This is a genomic window from Microbacterium sp. 22303, from assembly GCF_052045265.1.
GTDB lineage: Bacteria > Actinomycetota > Actinomycetes > Actinomycetales > Microbacteriaceae > Microbacterium.
Map to the genome: position 1 here is coordinate 342,337 of NZ_JBQEOQ010000002.1, position 23,426 is coordinate 365,762.

The window sequence follows — 23,426 nt, forward strand, 5'->3', positions numbered from 1 at the left end:
ATCCGAATCCGTGCGTGCAGGAAAGCTTGCAAAGGTGTAACATTGCAGGGTTGCAAGTTTTGCGCCGGCGTCGGCGCTCGCGTCGATCGATGAAGTCCGCGGGCAGGATCCGCACCGCTCCATCCCCCGTTCTCCTGGAAGGACCTGTATGGCAACCGCCACCGACACCGTCACGACGGTCGAGGCGCCCATCGCGCACGCGCCGAAGCCGATCATGACCCACAAGCAGATCATGTTGGTGATCTACGGCCTGATGAGCGGCATGTTCCTGTCGTCGCTCGCGCAGACCGTGTTCGGCACCGCGATCCGCACGATCGGTGACGACCTGCACGGCCTCGACCAGCAGGCCTGGGTGACGACCGCATTCCTCATCACGTCGACCATCGCCGTGCCGATCTACGGCAAGCTCAGCGACATCTTCGGCCGCCGCCCGCTGTTCATCCTCGGCATCGTCGTCTTCATCCTGGGCTCCACGCTCTCCGCGTTCTCGACCTCGATGATGATGCTGGCCGCGTTCCGCGCGTTCCAGGGCATCGGCGCCGGTGCCCTCATGGCGCTCCCCCTCGCGATCATGGGCGACATCCTCGCTCCGCGTGAGCGCGCCAAATATCAGGGCTACTTCTTCGCGGTGTTCGGCATCGCGACCGTGATCGGCCCGCTGGTCGGCGGTCTCTTCGCCGGTGCGAAGGAGATCCTCTGGATCGACGGCTGGCGCTGGACCTTCCTCATCAACATCCCGCTGGGCCTGTTCGCCCTGTTCATGGTGATCACGTTCCTGCACCTGCCCAAGGTCGGCAAGCACAAGGGCCCGCGCATCGACTGGTGGGGCGCCGCCGCTGTGATCGTCGCGCTCGTGCCGCTGCTCATCGTCGTCGAGCAGGGCCGCACCTGGGGCTGGGACTCGGTCGCCGCGATCGCCTGCTACGCGATCGGCGGGCTCGGCCTCGTGGCGTTCATCGTGATCGAAGCCCTCATGAAGGAGGACGCGATCATCCCGCTGAAGCTGTTCCGCTCCGGCACGTTCGCGATGGCCACGGTGCTGGGCGTCCTCGTGGGCTTCGCGATGTTCGGCGCCATGATGACGATCCCCCTGTACATGCAGATCGTCGTCGGCATGAACCCGACGGAGTCGGGGCTGTCGATGCTGCCGCTGATCCTCGGCCTCATCATCGCGTCGCTGGTCTCGGGACAGATCACCGCACGCACCGGCAGGTACCGCATCTTCCCGGTCCTCGGCACGCTCTTCACCGCCGTCGGCTTCCTCTCCCTCACGCTCATCCGCTACGAGACGCCTCTGTGGCAGATCTTCGCCGGCATGTTCGTGCTCGGTCTCGGTCTCGGCCAGCTCATGCAGCCGCTGACGCTCGCGAGCCAGAACTCGGTCGACCCGCACGAGATGGGCGTCGCCTCGAGCGCTGCCACGTTCTTCCGCCAGATCGGCGGAACGCTGGGCACGGCCGTCATGCTGTCGGTGCTGTTCTCGATGCTGCCGACCAACATCCTGCACGCAACCGAGGACAAGGCCAACCTGACCGCGGCGCTCGACGCCGCGCTGGATCCGGCGACGTCGTCCAAGAGCGAGAACGCGGCGATCATGAAGCAGCAGTGGAGCGGAGTCGCCGGTCCGCTGACCGAGGGCGTTCAGGCGCAGCTCGACAAGGGCGTGGCGGAGGGTGACGCGAAGGCCAAGTCCGCGGCCCGTGACGCCGTCACCACCGCCGTGACCGCGGGCGTGGACCAGGCCGTCGCCGCGGGTCAGCTGCCCGCTGAGGCCGCCCCCGCCGTGATCGCGCAGAAGGTCGCCGAGGCGACGCCTGCCGCCGAGGCCTCCGCGCACCAGCAGGTGCTGAGCACGGCCGCGGAGAAGGCGCACGCCTCTGTGCAGGGCGACACGGTCGCGGTCGACTGGGCCGACCACGACCAGCGCACCTACTGGGTCGACCAGCTGGTGCCGACGCTGCAGGACCAGATCAAGAAAAAGGAGAACGACGCCTCCGGATCCGGTTCCTCCGGCACCGCGGTGAACGACACCTCCTTCCTGACGGGGGCGGACGCGGCGCTCAGCAAGCCGTTCAAGATCGGCTTCATCCAGGGGCTCGTGACGCTGTACTGGGTCGGCCTCGGCGTGATCCTGCTCGCGTTCGTGCTGACCTGGTTCTTCAAGGTTCCGCCGCTGCGCGCCCGCTCCGCCCTGCAGGAACGGGCCGACAAGGTCGGCATGACCGAGACCGGAAGCATCAGGACCCACAAGGCCTGAGCAGAGCCTGACGAGAGCAGGGGCGGAGCCCCGCTCCGGCTCTCGAGGAGACAGAGATGACGAGCATCGAAGAACCGGCGGCGGATCCGCACGCCGACAACTGCGGGCGTCGCGAGCGCAAGAAGCAGCAGACGCGCCTGGCGCTGCACGAGGCGGCGCTGCAGCTGGTCGACGAGCAGGGCCTCGACGGCACCACGGTCGAGCAGATCTGCGAGACCGTGGACGTCTCGCCGCGCACCTTCTTCAACTACTTCCCGTCCAAGGCGGCCGCAGCGCTGGATCTGCCGGACTCCGGGATCTCCCCCGAAGGAGCCGCCGCCTTCCGCGCAGCCGAGGGCGAGCTGGTTCCGGCGCTGTGCGAGCTCATCGGCGCCTCGATGGATGACGCGCAGCAGCGCAAGCGCATGAAGGCGCTGGTGCTGCGCCGCCCCGAGCTGATGCCCGCGTTCGCGCAGTGGATGGGAGGCGTGCGCGAGCAGTACTTCGCGCTCGTGCGCGAGCGGGCGACTGACGAGGAGGCGCTGGCCGCGGTCGCGCTGACGATGGCGGCGCTCAGCGTGATCGTGCACGACGGGACCGCCGGAGGCGAGCGTCCGGGAGCGGCGCGGCTGCTGGAGGGCGTGGAGCAGCTGGTGGCCGCTCGCGGCGCTCTCCTGCGCGACCCCGCCTGACCCCGCGGTCGCTGAGCCGGTCGAAGCGCCCCGCCGCGCAGGATCCAGCAACCTCATAGCGATTCTGCGTTTGCGCAACCTTTCCTTTCGTGTAATCTTGCAGGGCTGCAACATTCTTGCCGCCAACGTCGGCGCTCGAAGCGACGGGTGTCGACGACGGGCGACGGCGTCCTCGATTCACGTGAAAGGGACTCCATGTCCACCGCCACAGCAACAACAGGGGCGACGCGCGCCGAGCGCTCGCAGAACGCCCCGATCATGACGCACAAGCAGATCCTGCTCGTCATCTACGGCCTCATGGCCGGCATGTTCCTGTCGTCTCTCGATCAGACGATCGTCGGCACCGCGATCCGCACGATCGGCGACGACCTGCACGGTCTCGACCAGCAGGCCTGGGTCACCACGGCGTACCTGATCACGTCGACGATCTCGGTGCCGATCTACGGCAAGCTCAGCGACATCTTCGGTCGCCGGCCGCTGTTCATCTTCGGCATCTCGGTGTTCATCCTCGGCTCCATCCTGGCGACGTTCTCGTCGTCGATGCTGATGCTTGCGGCGTTCCGAGGCGTCCAGGGCATCGGCGCGGGCGCGCTGATGTCGCTGCCGCTCGCGATCATGGCCGACATCCTCGCGCCGCGTGAGCGCGCGAAGTACCAGGGGTACTTCTTCGCTGTCTTCGGCATCTCCTCGCTGATCGGCCCGCTCGTCGGCGGCCTGTTCGCCGGTGCGAACGAGATCCTCTGGATCTCCGGATGGCGCTGGGTGTTCCTCATCAACCTGCCGATCGGCCTGATCGCGCTCGGCATGGTGATCGCGTTCCTGCACCTTCCGAAGGTCGGCAAGCACAAGAACCCCCGGATCGACTGGTGGGGCGCGACGGCCGTGATCGTGGCGCTCGTGCCGCTGCTGCTCGTCGCCGAGCAGGGCCGTGAGTGGGGCTGGGCCTCGTTCGGCGCGATCGCCTGCTACGTGATCGGCGGCCTCGGCGTGATCGCCTTCGTGCTGATCGAGATCGCGATGAAGGACGACGCGATCATCCCGATCCGGCTGTTCCACTCGCGCCCGTTCTCCTGGGCGACCGGGATCGGCGTGCTCGTCGGCTTCGGCATGTTCGGTGCCATGATGACCATCCCGCTGTACATGCAGATCGTCGGCGGACTCACCCCCACCGAGTCCGGATTCGCGATGCTGCCGATGGTGGTCGGACTCATGGGCTCGTCGATGGCGGCCGGGCAGATCACCTCGCGCACCGGAAAGTACGGCATCTTCCCGCGCACCGGCACGCTGATCATGGCCCTCGGCTTCCTGCTGCTGACCTTCGTCTCTTCGAACACTCCGGTGTGGTTCATGATGATCGGCATGTTCGTGGTCGGTCTCGGCCTCGGCCAGCTCATGCAGTCGCTGGTCATGGCGAGCCAGAACGCCGTCGAGGCCAGGGACATGGGTGTCGCGACCAGCGCCGCGACCTTCTTCCGCCAGATCGGCGGAACGCTGGGCACCGCGATCATGCTCTCGATCCTGTTCACGCTGCTGCCGCTGAACATCACGCACAGCATGGCCGACAAGCCGACGCTGACGGCCGCGCTGAACGGAGCTCTGGATCCCGCCGTCGCCGGTAAGGAACAGAACAAGGCGGTCATGAAGCAGCTGTGGACGCCGATCACGGGTCCGCTCGAGCAGAACATCCAGGCGCAACTCGACAAGGGCGCGACGGCGGCGAAGACCGCCGCGGGCCAGGCTGTGACGCAGAAGGTCACTGACGGCGTGAACCAGGCAGTCGCGGCGGGCCAGCTCCCGGCGGCTGCGGCGCAGACCGTGATCGCCCAGAAGGTGGCGGAGGCGACTCCGGCCGCCGAGACCGCAGCCCTGCAGGCGGTCGCCGACAAGGCGCACGCGACGGTGCAGGACGGCAAGGTCGTCGTGGACTGGTCGAACAAGGACCAGCGCAGCTATTGGGTCGACCAGCTCGTGCCGAACATCGTCAAGGAGCTGAACAAGGCGTCTTCGAAGACGTCGAGCGGATCCAGCAGCGCGGTGAGCGACACGTCGTTCCTGAACGGCGCGGATCCGGTGCTCACCAAGCCGTTCATGGTCGGCTTCACGAAGGCGATCGACGTCATCTACTGGGTCGGTTTCGGCGTGCTCATGCTGGCGTTCGTGCTGACGTGGTTCTTCAAGGCTCCGCCGCTGCGTACGCGCTCCGCGCTGCAGGAGCAGGCCGATGCCGCCGGTGTCAGCGAGACCGGCACCATCAGGACCCAGCAGGCCTGAGCGGATGGGCCGGAACGGGCGGATTCCCGTTCCGGCCCTCCCGTCGGGAAGGATGAGGAGCATGATCGAGACCGTCGACGGCCGGGGTGCCGCGAGCGAGCGCGTCGGCGAGGGCCGGCGCGAGCGCAAGAAGCAGCAGACCCGTCAGGCGCTGCACGAGGCCGCCCTGCGGCTCGTCGAGGAGCAGGGCCTGGACGGCACCACGATCGAGCAGATCTGCGAGGCGGTCGACGTCTCGCCGCGCACCTTCTTCAACTACTTCCCCTCGAAGGCGGCGGCGGCCCTGAAGCTGCCGGAGTCCGGCGCCGCCGACGACGTGGTGACGCGCTTCCTGCATGCTCGTGGCGAGCTCGTGCCGGCGCTGTGCGAGGTCGTCGGCTCGTCGATGGACGAGGGCATGGACCGGCATCGGATCAAGCAGCTGCTCATGCGCCGGCCCGAGCTGCTGCCCGCCTTCTCGCAATGGATGGGATCCGTGCGCGAGCAGCTCATCGAACTCGCCGAGCGCCGGGCGGCCGACCACGACGAGGCCGTGCGTGCGGTGTCGCTCGTGCTCGCCGCGATGAACGTGCTGGTGCACACCCGCGCGACCCCGGACCGGCCGGGCGCCGCTCGTCTGCTGCAGGCCCTGGACGGACTCGTCGACGTGCGCGCCGCACGGATGTCGGATCCGGACTCTAGCCTGGAGGCATGACCTCCTCCGCTCTGGAACGTCTCGCCCTCCCCCTGCGCACCGAGCGCCTGATCGTGCGGGCGAGCACGCCGGCCGACTCCGACGCGGTGTGGCGCTATCGCCGCCTCGACGAGGTGTCCCGGTGGCTGACCACCGCGCCCGCAGATGCCGAGGAGTTCCGCGCGCACTTCACGGATCCGGAGCGACTCGCGATCACCCTGCTCGTGGAGCTGCCGGGCACCGGCGTGATCGGCGACATCATGGTGCGCGTCGAGGACGCCTGGTCGCAGGCCGAGGTACGTGCGCAGGCTGCGGGCGTGCAGGCGGAGCTCGGCTGGGCGATGGATCCCGCGCAGCAGGGCCGCGGCTACGCGACCGAGGCGGTCCGTGCAGTGATGGCCGCGTGCTTCACCGTGCTGGGGCTGCGCCGGGTCAGCGCGGGCTGCTTCGCCGCGAACGAGGCATCGTGGCGGATGATGGAGCGGCTGGGAATGCGGCGCGAAGAGCACAGCCGTCGTACAGCGCTGCACCGCAGCGGAGAGTGGATGGACGGCATGAACTACGGGATTCTCGCCGAAGAATGGCGCTCTCTGAACGATTGAGAGCGTTTTCCGATCGGCGCGCCCCTGCGTCCTGGACACCGTGCGCGGCCTCGCCTAGTGTTGACCGCGCGCACGTGAAGACGGCCGCTCCCGCCTGACGTCCCCAGCGAAGGTGGAAGGTCTTCCCCAGAGACCGGCGGTCAGTGCGTGCAATGGCCCCCTCGGCGCATCCAGTCCCCAATGGATCCCCCGGGGGGGCCGCTTCGTCCCCAGTATTCCGATGTATTGAGATGATATCCCCGGGACCCAGATTTTGTCCCCCTTTTGGGGGACAAAATCTCAGAAGATGGGTTATGCTGGTCTCAGACGCACCCTCCGGTCGTCCTGGGTCCCCATCGCTCCCCCCGCGGTGGGGACCCGCTCCATTTCCCGGCGCTGTGCCGTCGTGACCGGCGATTCCGGCGGCGGACGGTCTGATCCGGCGGTCGCGCAGACGTGCAACATTTTCGTCACCTTGTCATCCGGGGTGTTGCGATGCGGGTCGACTCGGATAGCGTTAGCATCGTCGACGCGTTTGCGCCGGCGTAAGCCCAAGCAAGAAGGCAGTACATGACTCAGGGCACGGTTAAGTGGTTCAACTCGGAGAAGGGCTTCGGCTTCATCTCCCCCGACGACGGTGGAGCTGACGTGTTCGCGCACTACTCCGCCATTGCATCCTCCGGCTACCGCTCGCTCGACGAGAACCAGCGCGTCGAGTTCGATGTGGCGCAGGGCCCCAAGGGCCTGCAGGCCGAGAACATCCGTCCGCTCTGAGCGACACGGAATTCTGAGACTCCCCCGGTGCTTCGGCACCGGGGGAGTTCTCTTTGTGCGGGCTTCGACGTGCGCGGCTTGACCATGAGACCGAAGCTGCGTCCCGAGACCGACGATTCGATCGTCGCTCTCGGGACGGAAGTTCGGTCTCGCGGATGACCAGGCGGATCCGGTCAGGCCGCGGGCAAGAGGATTCGCAGCAGCTCGTCGGGGGTCGCGACCTCGGCGACGGCGCCGGCCGACTCGCCCGGCTCGCCGAAGCCCCAGGTGACGAAGATCACGGGCACGCCGAGCGGGGCCGCGCCCTCGATGTCGTGGAGGCGGTCGCCGATCAGGACGGGACGGCTGATGTCGACGCCTGCGTCGGCCAGACGGCCGAGCGCCCGGCGGAGGACCGCCTCCTTGCCGTCGTGCAGGCCCGCGGCGTCGGGCAGGGCTCCGGCGACCACGACGAAGTCGTCGATGAGCTCGTAGTGCTCGAGGATCGCGAGCACCTGGTTCTCCGGCTTCGAGCTGGCCGTCGCCTGCGGGATGCCGGCGGCCTTCACCGTCTTCAGCGCCTCGGCCACTCCCGGATAGATCCGCACGCTCGCGGCGTAGCCGTCACGCGCGGCGAGGCGGCGGTACTCGCGGACGGCGCGGTGCGCATCCTCTGCGGACATCCCGGCGAGCTCCTGGAAGGACTCGAACATCGGCGGTCCGATCCAGCGGGACAGGGCGCCTGCGTCGGGCTCGGGCAGCCCGAAGGACGTGAAGACCTCGAGCAGGCGCGGCAGGATGCCGGCGGATGCGTCGGCTATCGTGCCGTCGACGTCCCAGAGGATGCAGGAGTAGGGGGATGCGGCCACGTTCATGCCTTTCAGGGAATACCGGATCAGAACAGCCGCGGCACGCCGGACTCGATGCCCTTCATGTCCTCATAGTCGAGCACGAGGCACCGAATCCCCCGGTCCTCGGCCAGCACGCGCGCCTGCGGCTTGATCTCCTGTGCGGCGAACACACCCTGCACGGGAGCGAGGTGTGGATCCCGGCCGAGCAGCTCGAGATAGCGGGTGAGCTGCTCCACGCCGTCGATGTCGCCACGGCGCTTGATCTCGACGGCGATCGCGGCGCCGTCCGCGTCACGCACCATGAGATCGACAGGGCCGATGGCGGTCGGGTACTCCCGGCGCACCAGGGTGGCTCCCTCGGCGATCCGCTCCACCTGCTCGGCGAGCAGTCGCTGCAGGTCCGCCTCGACGCCGTCCTTCTGCAGACCGGGATCGATGCCCAGCTCATGCGCCGAGTCGTGCAGGATCTCGTAGATCTGCACGCGCAGCGCGTCACCGGTCTTCTGATGGGTGACCCGCCATACCTCGGTGACGCCGGCCGATGCCTCCTCCTCCCCCGGCTGCTCCGGTTCGAGGCGGCACGGCGGGCTCATCCAGTTCAGCGGCTTGTAGCTGCCGCCGTCGGAGTGCACGAGCAGGCTGCCGTCGCCCTTGTGCACGAGCAGACGCGTGGCGAGGGGCAGATGGGCGTTGAGGCGGCCGGAGTAGTCCACGGCGCAGCGGGCGATGACGAGACGCACCCGAAGAGCCTAGCCCGCTGCGGCTGCGCCTCCGCCGCGTTCAGCCCGCGGAGACCTTCTCCTCCTCGCGGAGCGGCCGGGCCGCGCCCGAGAACAAGCCGGAGAGAGCCGCCAGCACGACCAGGATGTAGAGCGTGTTGAGCAGGCCGATGTGGTTGCTGATGAAGCCGAGCACGGGCGGGCCGCCGAGGAAGGCGATGTAGCCGATCGTCGCGGCAGCGCTCACCCGCGCGGCGGCCTTGGCGGGGTCGTCGGCCGCGGCAGACATGCCCAGCGGGAAGCCGAGCGACGCGCCGACGCCCCACAGCGCCGCTGCCACGAACACCAGCGGGGTGCTCGGCGCCAGGATGAACAGCAGGATGCCGGCGGCGGCGGTGATCGCGAGCACCCGCAGCACCACGACGCGCCCGAAGCGGTCGACGAGCGGGCCGCCGAACAGGCGCACGACGGTCATCGCGACGGAGAACGTGGCCAGGGCCGCGGCGCCGAGCGCAGGACCCGCGTGGTGGTCCTCGGAGACACCGAGGGCCAGCCAGTCGTTGGCGCCGCCCTCCGCGAAGGACATGCCCAGCATCACGATGCCGAGGAAGTACGTGCGCGGCTCGCGCCAGGCCTCGAGCGCGACGTGCATCCGCTCGCGCCAGTGCGGCTTCTCCTCGGGCTGCGGGTCGAGCGCCGCTTCGCGATTGGGCACGTTCATCCAGCAGGCGAAGGCGAGCACGGCGATGATCACGGCGATGATCAGGGTGTGCGCGGCGACGTTCAGACCCAGGTTCACCACGAGAGCTCCCACCCCGGCGCCGATCACGGTGCCGAGGCTGAAGAAGGCGTGGAACACCGGCAGGATCGTCTTGCCCATCTGCTGCTCGATGGCGGTCGCTTCGACGTTCATCATCACGTCCAGCGATCCGTTGCCGAGGCCGAACAGCACCAGCCCCGCCACCACGACCGGCACGGAGCCCAGCACGTTGGTGCCCAGGCCCACCAGGCCGACGCCGATCGCGAAGCTCAGCATCGTGACGAGCATGCCGAGGCGCGCGCCGGTGCGCGCCATGACGGCGGGGCTCGTCGAGATGCCGATGATCGACGAGATGCCCATGCCGAGCAGCAGCAGGCCCATCTGACCGTTGTCGATGTGCAGGGCCGCCTTGATGTCCGGCACGCGCGACGCCCAGGTCGCGATCGACAGGCCGCTGGCGAGGAAGATCGCGAAGATCGCGGCGCGCCAGCGCACGAACTGGGAGCGGGTGAGGGCGGTGTCCATCCGGTCAGTGTATCGAATCGATTCGATCTCTGTGTTCCCAACGATGTTATTGTCGAGACATGACCTCGGATCCGGATGCTGCGGCGGTGCGGCGACGCGCCACGATCGCGGATGTGGCGCGTGCCGCGGGGGTGAGCCCGTCCACCGCGTCGGTCGTGTTCAGCGGCAAGGCACCGGTCGCCGACGCCACCAGGGAGCGGGTGCTCGCCGTCGCCGCGGAGCTCGGCTACACCGGCCCCGACCCCCGTGCCGCCTCACTGCGGCGGGGGCGCAGCGGCATCGTCGCCGTGGCGCTCGAAGAGCACCTGCGCACGGCCTTCCTGGATCCGATCAAGACCGCGACCATGGACGGGCTCACCGACGGCCTCGCCGCGCTCGGCGCCGGGGTGCTGCTGCTGCGGGATGACCCCGAGGCCGGGGCCGATGCGCCGACCCTCGCCACGGCGCCCATCGACGCGGCCGTGCTGATCGGCTGCAGCCCGCGCATGCGCGAGACCCTGCAGGCGGTGCGCAACCGCGGCCTCCCCGTGGTGGTGATCGAGGGCGACGCCGGCGACGACGTGCCCCGCATGGAGCTGGACAACGGCGAGGCTGCCGCGCAGATCGCGCACCACCTGCGTGCGCTCGGCCACAGGGATGTCGCCGTGGTCACGCTGCCGTTCGACGGGGACAAGGTGCGCGGCGACGCGACGCCCGAGCGCATCGCGATGATCACGACCCCTGTCACGAGCGCGCGCCTGTCGCCGACCCTCGAGGTGTTCCCTGACGCGCGCGTAGTGTCCGCCGCCAGCAGTCTCATCGACGAGGGCCTCATCGCGGGGCGAACCCTGTTCGCGGATCCGCAGACCCGACCGACCGCCGTCATCGCTCAGAGCGACCTCCTCGCCGCGGGCGTGATCCGCGCTGCGGAAGAGGCGGGTCTGCGCGTGCCCGAGGATGTCAGCGTTGCGGGGTTCGACGGCATCGCCGTGGACGGGCTCGGCGAGCACGTGCTCACCACCGCCGTGCAGCCCGCGGTGGAGAAGGGACGCGCCGCGGGAGACGCCGTCGCGCGTCTGCTGGCGGGGGAGCAGGCCGCGTCCATCCGCTTCACATGCACGTTCCGCGAGGGCACCACGACCGGGCCCGTGCCCGCTTCGCCGCCGCTTTCATGACGACGGCGGCGGTCGATTCCGGATCCGGCACGTAAACTGGCTCCGAACCCGCCCGCCTGTGTCGACCTGCACGCTCACCTGCTGAGTCCGCAGAGACCGACGAGCCAGAGGAGACCGCCATGCTGACGCTCCTCGCCGTGTTCGCCGTTGCCTCTCTGCTGCTGCCGCTGCTGGTCTCATGGATCGGCGCTCGCGCCTTCGCCGTCGCGGCGCTCGTGCCGGCGGCCGCGTTCGTGCACCTGATCGTGCTCACGCCCCAGGTGCTCGCCGGATCCGATGACTCGGCGTTGATCCCGCGGGAGTCGATCGAGTGGATCCCGCAGCTGGGACTGTCCCTCTCCTTCCGGCTCGACGAGCTGAGCTGGCTGCTCGCCCTCATCGTCACCGGCGTCGGGGCGCTCGTGCTGCTGTACTGCCGCTGGTACTTCCGCGGCTCGAAGGAGGGCATCGGCCAGTTCGCGGCGGTGCTGCTCGCCTTCGCCGGCGCGATGTACGGCCTGGTGACCACCGATGACCTCGTGCTGCTGGTGATGTTCTGGGAGCTGACCAGCATCCTCTCCTACCTGCTGATCGGGCACTATCACCGCCGCGGTGCGAGCCGACGTGCCGCGCTGCAGGCGCTGCTGGTGACGACCCTCGGCGGGCTGGCGATGTTCATCGGCGTGGTGTTCCTGGCCGTGCAGGCCGGAACCTCGAGCATGTCGCGGATCCTGGAGATCGCGCCCACCGGCCCGGTGGTCGACGCGGCGATCGTGCTGCTGCTCGTCGGCGCACTCAGCAAGTCCGCGATCTTCCCGTTCCACTTCTGGCTGCCGGGCGCCATGGCAGCTCCCACCCCGGTGAGCGCCTACCTGCACGCCGCAGCCATGGTGAAGGCGGGCATCTACCTCATCGCGCGGTTCGCGCCCGTGTTCGCGCTGTCCGGCCCCTGGCGGCCGATCACGATCACCCTGGGCGTGTTCACGATGCTGCTGGGCGGCGTGCAGGCGCTGCGGGAGACCGACCTCAAGCGCATCCTCGCGTTCGGCACCGTGAGTCAGCTCGGCTTCTTCACCGTGGTGCTCGGCTATGGGACGCCGGACGCGATGCTGGCCGGGCTCGCGCTCGTGATCAGCCACGCCCTGTTCAAATCTGCCCTGTTCCTCATCGTCGGGGTCATCGACCGCCAGCTGTCCACGCGTGATGTGAACGAGATCAGCGGCGTAGGGCGCCAGGCGCCGCTGCTCGCCATCTCCGGCTTCCTCGCCGTCGGATCCATGATGGGGATCCCCCCGACGATCGGATTCGCCGCGAAGGAGTCGACTCTGGCTGCCTTCTTCGACGAGGCACAGCGCGGATCCCCATGGGGGATCGTCGCGCTCGTGGGCGTGATCCTCGGATCCATTCTCACCGCGGCATACGGAGCACGGTTCCTCTGGGGGGCGTTCTGGCGGAAGAAGGACGCCACGGGCGCCTATATGCCCGACACGGAATGGCCGACCCCGCCCTTCGGGTTCCTGGTGTCGCCGGTGCTGCTCGCGTTCGGCACGCTCGTGCTGGGCCCGCTGGCCTCGGCGGTCACCGTGGTGCTCTACGGCTACGCGGACGACGCGAAGGCACCCGGCTACGACGGTTCGCCCCTGGACCCCGGGTACCTGGCGCTCTGGCACGGTCTGGCGCCGGCCCTGTTCCTCTCGCTCGGCGCGGTGCTGCTGGGTCTCGTGCTGTTCCCGCTCACGCGGCGCCTCGGCTGGGACCGCCGACCGCGCCTTCTGCCGTTCACCGCGCAGGACGCGTACTACTTCGTGATGCGGAGCGTGGACCGGCTCTCCGTGGTGACCACGTCGCTCACGCAGCGCGGTTCGCTGCCGGTCTACGTCGGCACGATCTTCGTGGTCGTGATCGCCGCCGAGACCACCGCGCTCATCGCGGGTGGCCCGGCGAATGCGCAGCTGAGCGCGTGGCACACGCCGGTGCAGCTCGTGGTGGCGCCCATCATGATCTTCGCGGGCCTGCTCGCGATCAGGGCGCAGAAGCGCTACACCGGCGTCGTGCTGGTCTCCGTCACGGGCCTCGGCATGGTCGTGCTGTTCGGCACGAGCGGCGCGCCCGATCTGGCGCTCACGCAGATCCTCGTCGAGACGGTGACGCTGGTCACCTTCGCGCTGGTGCTGCGGCGGCTGCCGGCCCGGATGGGGGAGCACAACGCGTCGGTCGGACGGGTGCCGCGCGCGATCCTCGGCATCGCAGCGGGCGTGATGATGGCGCTCGTGGCGATCGTCGCCACCGGATCCCGGGTCGCCGAACCCATCTCCGAGGCGTTCCCGAAGCTCGCCTACGAGCTCGGGCACGGCAAGAACGTGGTGAACGTGGCCCTGGTGGACCTGCGCGGCTGGGACACGATGGGGGAGCTGTCGGTGCTCGTGCTCGCGGCCACCGGCGTCGCCTCGCTCGTGTTCGTCACCCACCGCGCCGACCGGCTCTCCGCCACGAAGGCGCTGCCCGAGGGCCCGCGGCGGGCTCGGCGCGGCCCGCTCGTCGAGACGACCGAGGGCGTGCGCGTGCAGACCGCCGGTGACACGGCGCCCCGGGCGTGGCTCGTCGGCGGCGGCAACGTCAAGCCGGAGAACCGTTCGATCCTGCTCGAGGTGATCGTGCGGATCCTCTTCCACACCATCATCGTGGTCTCGATCTACCTGCTCTTCGCCGGCCACAACGCCCCGGGCGGCGGCTTCGCGGGCGGTCTTGTCGCGGGCATGGCCCTGGTCATGCGCTACATCGCGGGCGGCCGCTGGGAGCTGGGCGCCGCGGCGCCCACCGACGCGGGGCGTCTGCTCGGCGCGGGGCTCATCCTGGCGGTGGGCGCGGCCGTGGTGCCGCTGTTCTTCGGGCTCGCACCGCTCACCAGCGCGGTGTGGGAGGCGGAGATCCCCGTCATCGGCCACATCGAGTTCGTCAGCTCCACGTTCTTCGACATCGGCGTCTACCTCGTCGTGATCGGTCTGGTACTCGATGTGCTGCGCAGCCTCGGGGCCGAGGTCGACCGGCAGACGCTCGAGATGCGCGCGCGGGGGGTGGACATCTGATGGACGTCTCCCTGGTGCTCATCATCGTGATGGCGGTGCTGTTCGGCTGCGGCGTGTACGCGATGCTCGAACGCAGCCTCACCCGCGTGCTGATCGGGTTCCTGCTGCTCGGCAATGCGGTGAACCTGCTGCTGCTGATCGTGATGGGCCGGCCGGGACGCGCGCCGTTCTACGGCATCGCGGACGATATGAGCGACCCGCTGCCGCAGGCGCTCACCCTCACCGCGATCGTGATCACATTCGCGGTCTCCGCCTTCCTGCTCGCGCTCATCTACCGCTCGTGGCAGCTGGGCAAGGCCGACACGGTCGAGGACGACGAGGCCGACCTCGCCCTGCGCGAGCGCACCGAGATCGAGGAAGACCTCATGGACGACGAGGTCGATCTCGAGGACGAGGACGCCACGACCGACTTCGTGGGCGTCGTGACGTCGCCGATCCGTGTGCTGCACGCGAAGGATCTGGACGGGCTCGTCGATGACGCACCGGTGGACCGGCCGGATCCGCACCCGTTCTCCCGGGCGGATCGCTCGGCCTCTGAGGCGGAGACGGGCACACCCGAGACAGACGACGACCGCAAACCGGGGGAGGAGCCGCGATGAACGCCCTCGTCCCGCTGCTCGTCGCCCTGCCGCTGCTGGGCGCCGCGATCACGCTCGTGTTCGGCCGCAACACCCGCGTGCAGGTCATCGTCACCGTCGTCACGCTCGCCGCGGTCTCGGTGATCGCCGCGACCCTGCTCGTCGTGGTGGACCAGACCAAGCCGATCGCGGTGATGGTGGGCGGCTGGCCCGCCCCGTTCGGCATCGTGCTCTACGTCGACCGGCTCGCGGCGCTGCTCGTGCTCGTGTCGAGCATCGTGCTGGTCGCGGTGCTGCTCTTCTCAGTGGGCCAGGGTGCCGCGGATGGGGCCGAGGAGACCCCGATCTCGATCTTCAACCCGTCCTACCTGATCCTCGCGGCGGGCATCTTCAACGCCTTCATCGCGGGCGACCTGTTCAACCTCTACGTCGGATTCGAGATCCTGCTGGTCGCCTCCTACGTGCTGATAACTCTGGGCAGCACCGAGTCCCGGATCCGCACAGGCGCGGTCTACATCGTCGTGTCGCTGGTCTCCTCGGTGCTGTTCCTCGTCGCGATCGCGCTCATCTACGCGGCGCTCGGCACCGTGAACATGGCGCAGATCGCGGAGCGGATCGGGGAGATCCCGCCGAGCACGCAGCTCGTGCTGCACCTCATGCTCGTGGTCGCCTTCGGCATCAAGGCGGCCGTGTTCCCGATGTCGTTCTGGCTGCCGGACTCGTATCCGACCGCGCCCGCGCCGGTCACGGCGGTGTTCGCCGGACTGCTGACCAAGGTCGGCGTGTACGCGCTGATCCGCACCGAGACGCAGCTGTTCAACGTGTCGAGCATCAACACGCTGCTCATGATCGTGGCGCTCGCGACGATGCTGATCGGAATACTCGGCGCCGTCGCGCAGGCGGAGCTGAAGAGGATCCTGTCGTTCACGCTGGTCAGCCACGTCGGCTACATGGTGTTCGGCCTGGCGATCGCGACGCCGGCTGCCATCGGCGCCACGGTGTACTACATCGTGCACCACATCATCGTGCAGACCACGCTGTTCCTCGCGGTGGGACTCGTCGAGCGACGCGCGGGCAGCACCTCGATCCTGAAGGTGCGAGGACTCATGAAGGCGGCGCCGCTCATCGCCGTGCTGTACTTCGTGCCGGCGATCAACCTCGGCGGCCTGCCGCCGTTCTCGGGGTTCATCGGCAAGTTCGCGCTGTTCCAGGCGGCGGCACAGGTCGCGACGCCGTTGATCTGGGTGCTCATCGTGGGCGGCGTGCTCACCTCGCTGCTCACGCTCTACGCCCTCATGCGCGCGTGGAACCTCGCGTTCTGGCGCAGCAAGGATGAGACGCCGGAGGAGATGGAGAACGAGCGCATCGCCCATCTCGGCAGCGCGCCGGCCGCCGACGAGCAGCAGGAGCGGCGCCGGATCCCCACGATCATGACCTTCGCGACAGGCGGCATGGTCGCGGTCACCCTCGCGCTGACCGTGTTCGCGGGCCCGATCTACGGACTCTGCGAGCGGATCGGCGCGAACCTGCTGCAGCCTGTGCACCTCGACATGCTCGATGGCGACGAGGTCTCCTCATGAACCCGGGGACGAAGCGGGGACTCTGGCGCGAGATCGGCCTGCAGCTGCCGTTCCTGCTCTGGCTGATCGTGCTGTGGATGCTGCTGTGGGGCCAGTTCACGGTGCTGTCGGCCGTGACCGGCATCGCGGTGGCGCTGTTCGTGACGCGCGTGTTCCGGCTGCCCACGATCGAGCTCTCCGGGCGGATCAACCTGTGGTGGGCGGCGTTGCTGGTGGTGCAGTTCCTCGCCGCGGTCGTGCACGGCTCGCTCAGCGTCGCCGCGCAGGTGCTGAACCCGAGGCGCGCGCCGCGGTCCGCGATCATCGCGGTGCCGCTGCACTACGCCGACGACCTCGTGATGACCCACGTGGCGGTGACGTCGTCGCTCATCCCGGGGTCGCTCGTGGTCGAGGCCGACCGCGACACCCGCACCCTGTATCTGCACGTGATCGGCGTGCGCTCGCTCGAGGACGTGGAGCACCAGCGCGCGGGCGTGCTGCGCTGGGAGCGCCGCATCGTGCGCGCCCTCGGCACTCCGGCGCAGGCCGCGCGGTTGCGCGCCGACGAGCGTGCCGAGGGGGAGCGTCTCGCCGGGGCGATCGCCGGGAGCTCCCCGACGCCGCGCCGGCCGAAGGGATCCGGTCCGTCCCGGGGATCCGGCTCGTCCCAGGGATCCGAGGAGGGTCGCCGATGAATCCGCTGCTGCTCGTCATCATGATCGTGTTCGCGGTCGCCGCCGTGCTCGCCGTGATCCGCATCGTGATCGGACCCTCGATCCTCGACCGCGCCGTCGCCGCCGACGTGCTGCTCACCGAGGTGATGTGCGTGCTCGGTGCCGACATGGCGATCAACCACCACACCCGCACGCTGCCGGTGCTGATCGTCGTCGCCGCGGTCGGCGTGTTCGGCTCCATCTCGGTCGCCCGCTATGTCGCGCGGAGGGACAACACGCCATCATGAACGCCGTCACCATGAACCAGGCCTTCGCGCACCGGACCCGCAGCAACGGGGGAGCGCGATGAACGTCTTCGAACTGCGGATCCCCGATGTCGTCGTGGACACGGCGGTGTGGATCCTCGTCCTGATCGGGGCGCTCCTGTGCCTGACCGCCGCGATCGGGCTGCTGCGCCTGCGGGACGTGCCGAGCCGGCTGCACGCGGCCACCAAGCCGCAGGTGCTCGGCCTGCTGCTGATCTGCCTGGCGATCGCGCTCTCGCAGCGCTCCGTGATCGGGGTCGTGCTGGGGCTGCTGCTGGTGGCGCCGGTCGTGCTGATGCAGTTCGCGACCGCGCCCCTGTCGGCGCACATGGTCGGCCGCCAGGCCTACCGCAACGGCACGATCGACGAGCGCTCCCTCGTGGTCGACGAGCTCGCCGATTCGAAGCGCACCCCGCCCGGCGCGGGCTGAGGTCCCGGGCACCGGGCCGCGGAGCGCCGCCGAGGGCGGCTGGGGCCCAGCGCGGGGCGCCCGCCCGCGGGCCGCCTACCCGCGGGCTGCGGAGGGCAGTCGCTCCTACGCAGAAGCGGATTCAGGTTGAATTCGGCGGGCATCGGCCCGACGGACGGCGACGGGGGTGGGACGGCCGGCTCCGAGTCTGGGTCACGACGCCGGCTGGTTCCGTATTCAGGATGAACCCGGTCTTTCACCGGACAAGACGCCGCGAATCCACTGATCCCGCAAATCGCTCCTGAATAGGGGATGGAGTGCCGGCGTCGCAGCACGTGAGCCTTCGTCCTGCACAGGCTGCGCTGCTGGCGCGTTCTACACGGGTTCCGGATTCTTGCCCCGCCGTGCTTCGAAACACCGAGAGAGTCGCGACCATGCATCACGACAATCCTCGCTCGCCGGCACCCCTCCCGAGGAGAGCGGTCTTCCTCACCGCAGAACTGCGTGCCGCGGGACTCACCTCCCGGACGATTCGCGCGGCGGTCGATGGAGGGAGCCTGATCAGAGTCCGCCGCGGGCGCTACGCCCGAGGCGATGCTCCGCCTGCGATCATTGCGGCGGCCAGAACGGGGGGTCGTCTGGACTGCGTGTCGATGCTGCAACTTCTCGGCGTGTTCGTACTCGACGAGTCTCGGCCGCACGTCCGAGTCAACGCCCACGCCGGTCGATTCGACAAGCGAGGTCTCGTGATCCACTGGCGAGTGCCGGAGGGTGACATCTCTGGGCAAGACATGGTCAGCATCCGGGATGCAGCCGCGCAGGCTGTGCTGTGCCAGGAGGCCCGTGCGGCCGTCGCCACTCTGGACAGCCTGCTCCATCTGAAGCTGCTGTCGGAGGACGATTTGGATGCGATGTTCCGCGCACTTCCCGCGCGGACTCAGGTGCTGCGCCGTCTGGTCGACGGCAGGGCAGAGTCGGGCGGCGAGACGCTGCTACGCCTGATTCTGCGCACCCTTCCGGTGGATGTGCGGACGCAGGTCACGATCGCGCGGGTCGGTCGTGTCGATTTCCTCGTCGACGGCTGGCTCATCATCGAGTGCGATGGCCGCGAGTTCCATCAGGGCTGGGACAAGCAACAGGAAGACAGACGCCGTGATGTCGAGGCGGCGGCCCAGGGCTATGTGACGGTCCGATTCATCGCGGCTGACGTCTTCGGCGACTCCTCCTCGGTTCGCACCCAGATCGCGCGGGTTCTCGACGCGCTGACTCCGCGATTCCGTCGCGCTCGTGTTCGCAATTCAGGATGAACGCCGGTTCTTGGCGAAATGTGGTGGAGTTTCCGCGGATCTGGCAATTCTGACCTGAATTGCGAACGCGAATCCCATGACCCCGCAGCCAGCCTCGCGGCAGCACAGCCCACCGGGATCCGCTTCACCTGCTGTTTCCCCGCCCGCGGTACCCTGGGCGCGCACGCGCCCTGTGTGCAGCCGCTCGAACGGAAACCGATGCAAGACATCCTCGACCGCGCCGCGCTCGCGGCGCTGCCGCGCACGCTGATCGACATCCTCGTCGACACCGCCCGCCGATACCCGGACGCCTCCGCGATCGAGGATGCGGACGGTGCGCTCAGCTACGCCGAGCTGCTCGCCCAGGTCTGGCGGACGGCGGCCCGGCTGCACGAGCACGGCGTGATGCGCGGCGACAGGGTCGGCATCAGGATGCCCTCGGGCGGACGCGAACTGTACCTCGCGATCCTCGGCACCATGGCGGCCGGCGCGGCGTACGTGCCGGTCGACGCGGACGATCCGCAGGAGCGGGCCGATCTCGTGTTCGGCGAGGCGAAGGTCCGCGGCGTGATCGGGGCGGGCGGGGTGTTCGCGCCGACGTCGGATCCGTCTGGCGCTGCCGAACAGCGGGTTTCCGCGGATCTGCACGGCGGTTCGACGCAGACAGGCGGATCCCGACCGGGCGGTGCATCCGGATCCGGCCTGTTCGCCGGTGAGGATCCGCACCCGAACTCGGTCGCGATCACGACCGTGCCGCACCCGATGCCGTTGGACGATGCCTGGATCATCTTCACCTCGGGCTCGACCGGCGTGCCCAAGGGCGTCGCCGTGACCCACCGCTCCGCCGCGGCGTTCGTCGATGCCGAGGCGAACCTGTTCCTGCAGGATGCGCCGCTCGGCCCGGGTGACCGCGTTCTCGCGGGGCTCTCCGTCGCCTTCGACGCCTCGTGCGAGGAGATGTGGCTGGCCTGGCGCTATGGGGCCTGCCTGGTGCCGGCGCCGCGGGCACTGGTGCGCTCCGGCGAGGACCTCGGACCCTGGCTGCTCGGGCACGGCATCACCGCGGTGTCGACCGTGCCGACGCTCGCGGCGCTCTGGCCCCAGGATGCGATCGAGAACCTGCGCCTGCTGATCTTCGGCGGCGAGGCGCTGCCGCCCGAACTCGCCGCGCGGCTGGTCGGAGAGGACCGCGAGGTCTGGAACACCTACGGACCCACCGAGGCCACGGTCGTCGCCTGCGCGGCCGAGATGGACGGCGAGGCGCTGCGCGCCGGGGAGCCGGTGCGGATCGGTCTGCCGCTGGACGGCTGGGAGCTCGCGGTCGTCGACGGCGAGGGCGACCGGGTCGGCGAGGGCGAGGTCGGCGAGCTCGTGATCGGCGGCGTCGGACTCGCGCGGTACCTGGATCCGGCGAAGGACGCGGAGAAGTACGCGCCGATGCCGTCTCTGGGCTGGGAGCGCGCCTACCGCTCCGGGGACCTCGTGCGGCACGAGGAGGCGGGCCTGGTGTTCCAGGGCCGCGCCGACGACCAGGTCAAGATCGGCGGCCGGCGCATCGAGCTCGGAGAGGTCGAGGCCGCGCTGCAGAACCTCACCGCGGTGACGGCGGCGACCGTCGTCGTGCAGCGCAGCGAGGGCGGCATCCCCCTGCTCGTCGGATACGTGGTGCCGACGGAGGGCTTCGACCGGCAGACCGCGCGCGCCGAGCTCGCCGAGACGCTGCCGGCGCCGCTCATCCCGCTGCTCGCCATCATGGACGACCTGCCGGTGCGCACCTCGGGCAAGGTCGACAAGGCGGCGCTGCCGTGGCCGCTGACGGATCCGGACGCCGACGACTCCACGCTCACCGGCACCGCGGCCTGGCTCGCGGAGCAGTGGTTCGCCGTGCTCGGCACGCGGCCGCTCGACGAGGACGCCGACTTCTTCCAGCTCGGCGGCGGATCCCTCGCGGCCGCGCAGCTGGTGAGCCGCATCAGGGCCCGCGCGCCCGAGTTCACGATGGCCGACGTCTACGACCTGCCGCGGCTGCGGCGCATGGCCGACGCCGTCGAGGCCGAGGCGGGCGACGAGGACGAGGATCCGGGAGAGTTCCACGAGTCCCGGCCCACGCCGCGCCGGATGCAGTGGATCCAGTCGATCCTGGGTGTGCCGCTGTTCGTGCTCGGCGGCATCCGGTGGGTGCTGTGGCTGCTGACCGGCAGCGCGATCCTGCATCTGGTGCCCGGGTTCGACTGGCTGCCGACGGCGCCGCTGTGGCTGCTGATCGTCGGTCTCGTGGTGTTCGCGTCGCCGTTCGGCCGCATGGCGATCGCCGCGGTCGCCGCGAGGATCCTGCTCGCCGGCGTGCGGGCCGGCGACTACCCGCGCGGCGGCGGAGTGCACCTGCGGCTCTGGCTGGCGGAGCAGGTCAGCCACCAGATCGACCCGGTCGGCTTCGCGGGGGCTCCGTGGGTGAGCTACTACGCCCGGGCGCTCGGGGCGAAGATCGGCCCCGACGTCGACCTGCACACGCTGCCGCCCGTGACCGGCATGCTCGACATCGGCCGGGGCGCCGCGATCGAGCCCGAGGTCGATCTCTCCGGTTACTGGATCGACGGCGACGTGGTGCGCATCGGCGGAATACGGATCGGCGCGGGCGCGGTCGTGGGCGCGCGCAGCACGCTCGCTCCCGGCACCCGCATCGGCCGCGCCGCCGAGGTCGCTCCCGGATCCGCCGTGTTCGGGCGGGTGCGTGCCGGCCAGCGCTGGGCCGGCTCGCCCGCTGTGCGCATCGGCGGCAAGTCCGCCCCGCTGGCGCCCGAGCGGCCGCCCGCTCCGCGGCGCTGGCTGTGGGCATATGCCGCATCGAGCATGGGTCTCGGCCTGCTGCCCGTGCTGGCCTTCGCGCTCGGTGCGCTCGTGCTCGTGCAGGGCGGGCGCGGTGCGTCCTCGCTTGCGGCCGCGCTGCCGGGACTGGCGATCTGGCTCGTGCCGTCGGTGCTCGTGACCGGCGTCGTGTTCGCGGGGCTCGTCGTCGCGGCGACCCGGCTGCTGTCGATTGGGCTGCGAGAAGGGATCCACCCGGTCCGCGGCCGGATTGCGTGGCAGGCCTGGACCACCGAGCGCCTGCTCGACTCCGCGCGCACGCTGCTGTTCCCGTTGTATGCGAGCCTGATCACGCCGATGTGGCTGCGCCTGCTGGGTGCGAAGGTCGGATCCGAGGTGGAGATCTCCACGGTGCTGCTGATCCCGTCGATGACGACGATCGACGACGGCGCGTTCCTCGCCGACGACACCATGGTCGCGTCCTACGAGCTGGGCGGCGGGTGGATGCGCCTGGCCGCGGCGCGCATCGGAAAGCGCGCGTTCCTCGGCAACTCCGGCATGGCGGGCGCCGGGCACAAGGTGCCCAAGGACGGCCTCGTCGCGGTGCTCTCGGCCGCGCCGGACAAGGCGAAGGCGGGATCCTCCTGGCTCGGATCGCCACCGGTGCGCCTGCGCCGGGTGGTGAACGAGTCGGACCTGGAGCGCACCTACCGCCCTCGCGCGGCGCTGCGGGTCGCCCGGGGCCTCTGGGAGCTGTGCCGCATCGTCCCGGTCATCCTCACCTGCGCGCTCGGGCTGGCGGTGCTGCTGACACTCGCCGCACTGGCCCTGAGCATCGGCCCGGTGTGGACCGTGGTGCTCTCGGGCCTCGTCCTGCTGGCCGCGGGCGCGGTCGCCGCCGGGTTCGCGACGGCGGCGAAGTGGGCGTTCGTCGGGCCGATCCGCCCGGGGGAGCACCCGCTGTGGTCGAGCTTCGTATGGCGCACCGAGGTCGCCGACACGTTCACCGAGATGATGGCCGCGCCATGGTTCGCCAACGCGGCGGCGGGCACGCCCGCGCTCGCCGTGTGGCTGCGCTCGCTGGGCGCGACGATCGGCAAGGGCGTCTGGACGGACAGCTACTGGCTGCCCGAGCCCGACCTCGTGACGCTCGGCGACGGCGCCACGGTCAACCGCGGTTGCGTGGTGCAGACGCATCTCTTCCACGACCGGGTGATGAGCATCGACACGGTCACGCTCGAGGCGGGGGCGACTCTCGGCCCGCACAGCGTGATCCTGCCCGCTGCGACCATCGGATCCGACGCCACGGTGGGCCCCGCATCCCTCGTGATGCGCGGGGAGAGCGTGCCGGTGGGCAGCCGCTGGAGCGGCAATCCCATCGGGCCGTGGCGCGCGGTCAAGGTGCGCAGCTACCAGGATCCGGCGGCTTCGACCCCAGCATCGGACCGGCAGTCTCAGGTCCTCGAGATGCCCGACGGGCCCGAGGGCCCCGCCGCGTGAGCGCGCACGCCCCGCGATCTGTGAGCATGG

General features: G+C 69.7%; 18 protein-coding genes. 15 read left to right on the forward strand and 3 right to left on the reverse strand.

The genetic code is table 11. From position 1 onward, the window contains the following. The first annotated feature begins 148 nt into the window (after nucleotides 1-148). The 6 genes from ACTJI8_RS07355 (at nucleotide 149) to ACTJI8_RS07380 (ending at nucleotide 7,227) form a co-directional block, all read left to right on the forward strand. On the forward strand, nucleotides 149-2,257 hold the full coding sequence (locus ACTJI8_RS07355; protein ID WP_440732765.1) for a DHA2 family efflux MFS transporter permease subunit: 2,109 nt from the start codon (nucleotides 149-151) through the stop codon (nucleotides 2,255-2,257). A gap of 56 nt (nucleotides 2,258-2,313) precedes the next feature. Then, the gene (locus ACTJI8_RS07360) at nucleotides 2,314-2,928 is read left to right on the forward strand and encodes a TetR/AcrR family transcriptional regulator (protein ID WP_440732766.1); all 615 of its coding nucleotides are present in this window, start codon (nucleotides 2,314-2,316) and stop codon (nucleotides 2,926-2,928) included. Between the two features lie 195 nt (nucleotides 2,929-3,123). After that, nucleotides 3,124-5,199, forward strand: coding sequence for an MDR family MFS transporter (locus tag ACTJI8_RS07365; RefSeq protein ID WP_440732767.1), 2,076 nt, complete (start codon nucleotides 3,124-3,126; stop codon nucleotides 5,197-5,199). A gap of 61 nt (nucleotides 5,200-5,260) precedes the next feature. After that, nucleotides 5,261-5,893 carry a TetR/AcrR family transcriptional regulator gene (locus ACTJI8_RS07370; RefSeq protein ID WP_440732768.1) on the forward strand — a complete coding sequence of 211 codons (633 nt, stop codon included), beginning with the start codon at nucleotides 5,261-5,263 and terminating at the stop codon, nucleotides 5,891-5,893. Continuing rightward, a complete protein-coding gene (locus tag ACTJI8_RS07375) occupies nucleotides 5,890-6,474 on the forward strand; it encodes a GNAT family N-acetyltransferase (protein WP_440732769.1) in 585 nt (194 codons plus the stop codon). The genes ACTJI8_RS07370 and ACTJI8_RS07375 overlap by 4 nt, the downstream gene beginning before the upstream one ends. A gap of 549 nt (nucleotides 6,475-7,023) precedes the next feature. Beyond that, complete coding sequence (locus tag ACTJI8_RS07380; RefSeq protein ID WP_045250254.1) at nucleotides 7,024-7,227, forward strand: cold-shock protein; 204 nt, start codon at nucleotides 7,024-7,026, stop codon at nucleotides 7,225-7,227. A 173-nt stretch (nucleotides 7,228-7,400) separates the two neighbouring features. Here the strand turns inward: ACTJI8_RS07380 and ACTJI8_RS07385 are convergent, their stop codons facing one another. Genes ACTJI8_RS07385 through ACTJI8_RS07395 form a run of 3 tightly spaced genes read right to left on the reverse strand, consistent with a single transcriptional unit; the run spans nucleotide 7,401 to nucleotide 10,061 of the window. After that, nucleotides 7,401-8,075 (reverse strand): HAD hydrolase-like protein, encoded by a 675-nt coding sequence (locus ACTJI8_RS07385; protein ID WP_440732770.1) that lies wholly within the window; start codon nucleotides 8,073-8,075, stop codon nucleotides 7,401-7,403. A gap of 26 nt (nucleotides 8,076-8,101) precedes the next feature. Then, nucleotides 8,102-8,797 (reverse strand): endonuclease NucS, encoded by a 696-nt coding sequence (gene nucS, locus ACTJI8_RS07390; protein ID WP_440732771.1) that lies wholly within the window; start codon nucleotides 8,795-8,797, stop codon nucleotides 8,102-8,104. Between the two features lie 40 nt (nucleotides 8,798-8,837). Then, on the reverse strand, nucleotides 8,838-10,061 hold the full coding sequence (locus ACTJI8_RS07395; protein ID WP_440732772.1) for an MFS transporter: 1,224 nt from the start codon (nucleotides 10,059-10,061) through the stop codon (nucleotides 8,838-8,840). Nucleotides 10,062-10,120: 59 nt separating this feature from the next. On the opposite strand from ACTJI8_RS07395, the gene ACTJI8_RS07400 reads away from it, so the two are divergent. From ACTJI8_RS07400 to ACTJI8_RS07440, 9 genes are all read left to right on the forward strand, one after another. Continuing rightward, entirely contained in the window at nucleotides 10,121-11,215 is a 1,095-nt protein-coding gene (locus ACTJI8_RS07400; protein ID WP_440732773.1) for a LacI family DNA-binding transcriptional regulator, read from the forward strand. Nucleotides 11,216-11,334: 119 nt separating this feature from the next. Next, entirely contained in the window at nucleotides 11,335-14,280 is a 2,946-nt protein-coding gene (locus tag ACTJI8_RS07405) for a Na+/H+ antiporter subunit A (protein WP_440732774.1), read from the forward strand. Continuing rightward, a complete protein-coding gene (locus ACTJI8_RS07410) occupies nucleotides 14,280-14,879 on the forward strand; it encodes a Na(+)/H(+) antiporter subunit C (protein WP_440732775.1) in 600 nt (199 codons plus the stop codon). Before ACTJI8_RS07405 ends, ACTJI8_RS07410 begins: the two co-directional genes overlap by 1 nt. After that, complete coding sequence (locus ACTJI8_RS07415; protein WP_440732776.1) at nucleotides 14,876-16,438, forward strand: Na+/H+ antiporter subunit D; 1,563 nt, start codon at nucleotides 14,876-14,878, stop codon at nucleotides 16,436-16,438. Before ACTJI8_RS07410 ends, ACTJI8_RS07415 begins: the two co-directional genes overlap by 4 nt. After that, nucleotides 16,435-17,112, forward strand: a complete 678-nt coding sequence (locus ACTJI8_RS07420) for a Na+/H+ antiporter subunit E (protein ID WP_440732777.1) — start codon at nucleotides 16,435-16,437, stop codon at nucleotides 17,110-17,112. Before ACTJI8_RS07415 ends, ACTJI8_RS07420 begins: the two co-directional genes overlap by 4 nt. Continuing rightward, nucleotides 17,109-17,378 carry a monovalent cation/H+ antiporter complex subunit F gene (locus ACTJI8_RS07425; protein WP_045271280.1) on the forward strand — a complete coding sequence of 90 codons (270 nt, stop codon included), beginning with the start codon at nucleotides 17,109-17,111 and terminating at the stop codon, nucleotides 17,376-17,378. The genes ACTJI8_RS07420 and ACTJI8_RS07425 overlap by 4 nt, the downstream gene beginning before the upstream one ends. Nucleotides 17,379-17,436: 58 nt before the next feature. Further along, nucleotides 17,437-17,826, forward strand: coding sequence for a monovalent cation/H(+) antiporter subunit G (gene mnhG, locus ACTJI8_RS07430; RefSeq protein WP_440732778.1), 390 nt, complete (start codon nucleotides 17,437-17,439; stop codon nucleotides 17,824-17,826). Between the two features lie 632 nt (nucleotides 17,827-18,458). After that, nucleotides 18,459-19,112: an endonuclease domain-containing protein gene (locus ACTJI8_RS07435; RefSeq protein WP_440733205.1), complete on the forward strand. Its 654-nt coding sequence runs from the start codon at nucleotides 18,459-18,461 to the stop codon at nucleotides 19,110-19,112. A 198-nt stretch (nucleotides 19,113-19,310) separates the two neighbouring features. Beyond that, nucleotides 19,311-23,396 (forward strand): Pls/PosA family non-ribosomal peptide synthetase, encoded by a 4,086-nt coding sequence (locus tag ACTJI8_RS07440; protein ID WP_440732779.1) that lies wholly within the window; start codon nucleotides 19,311-19,313, stop codon nucleotides 23,394-23,396. Nucleotides 23,397-23,426: the final 30 nt, after the last annotated feature.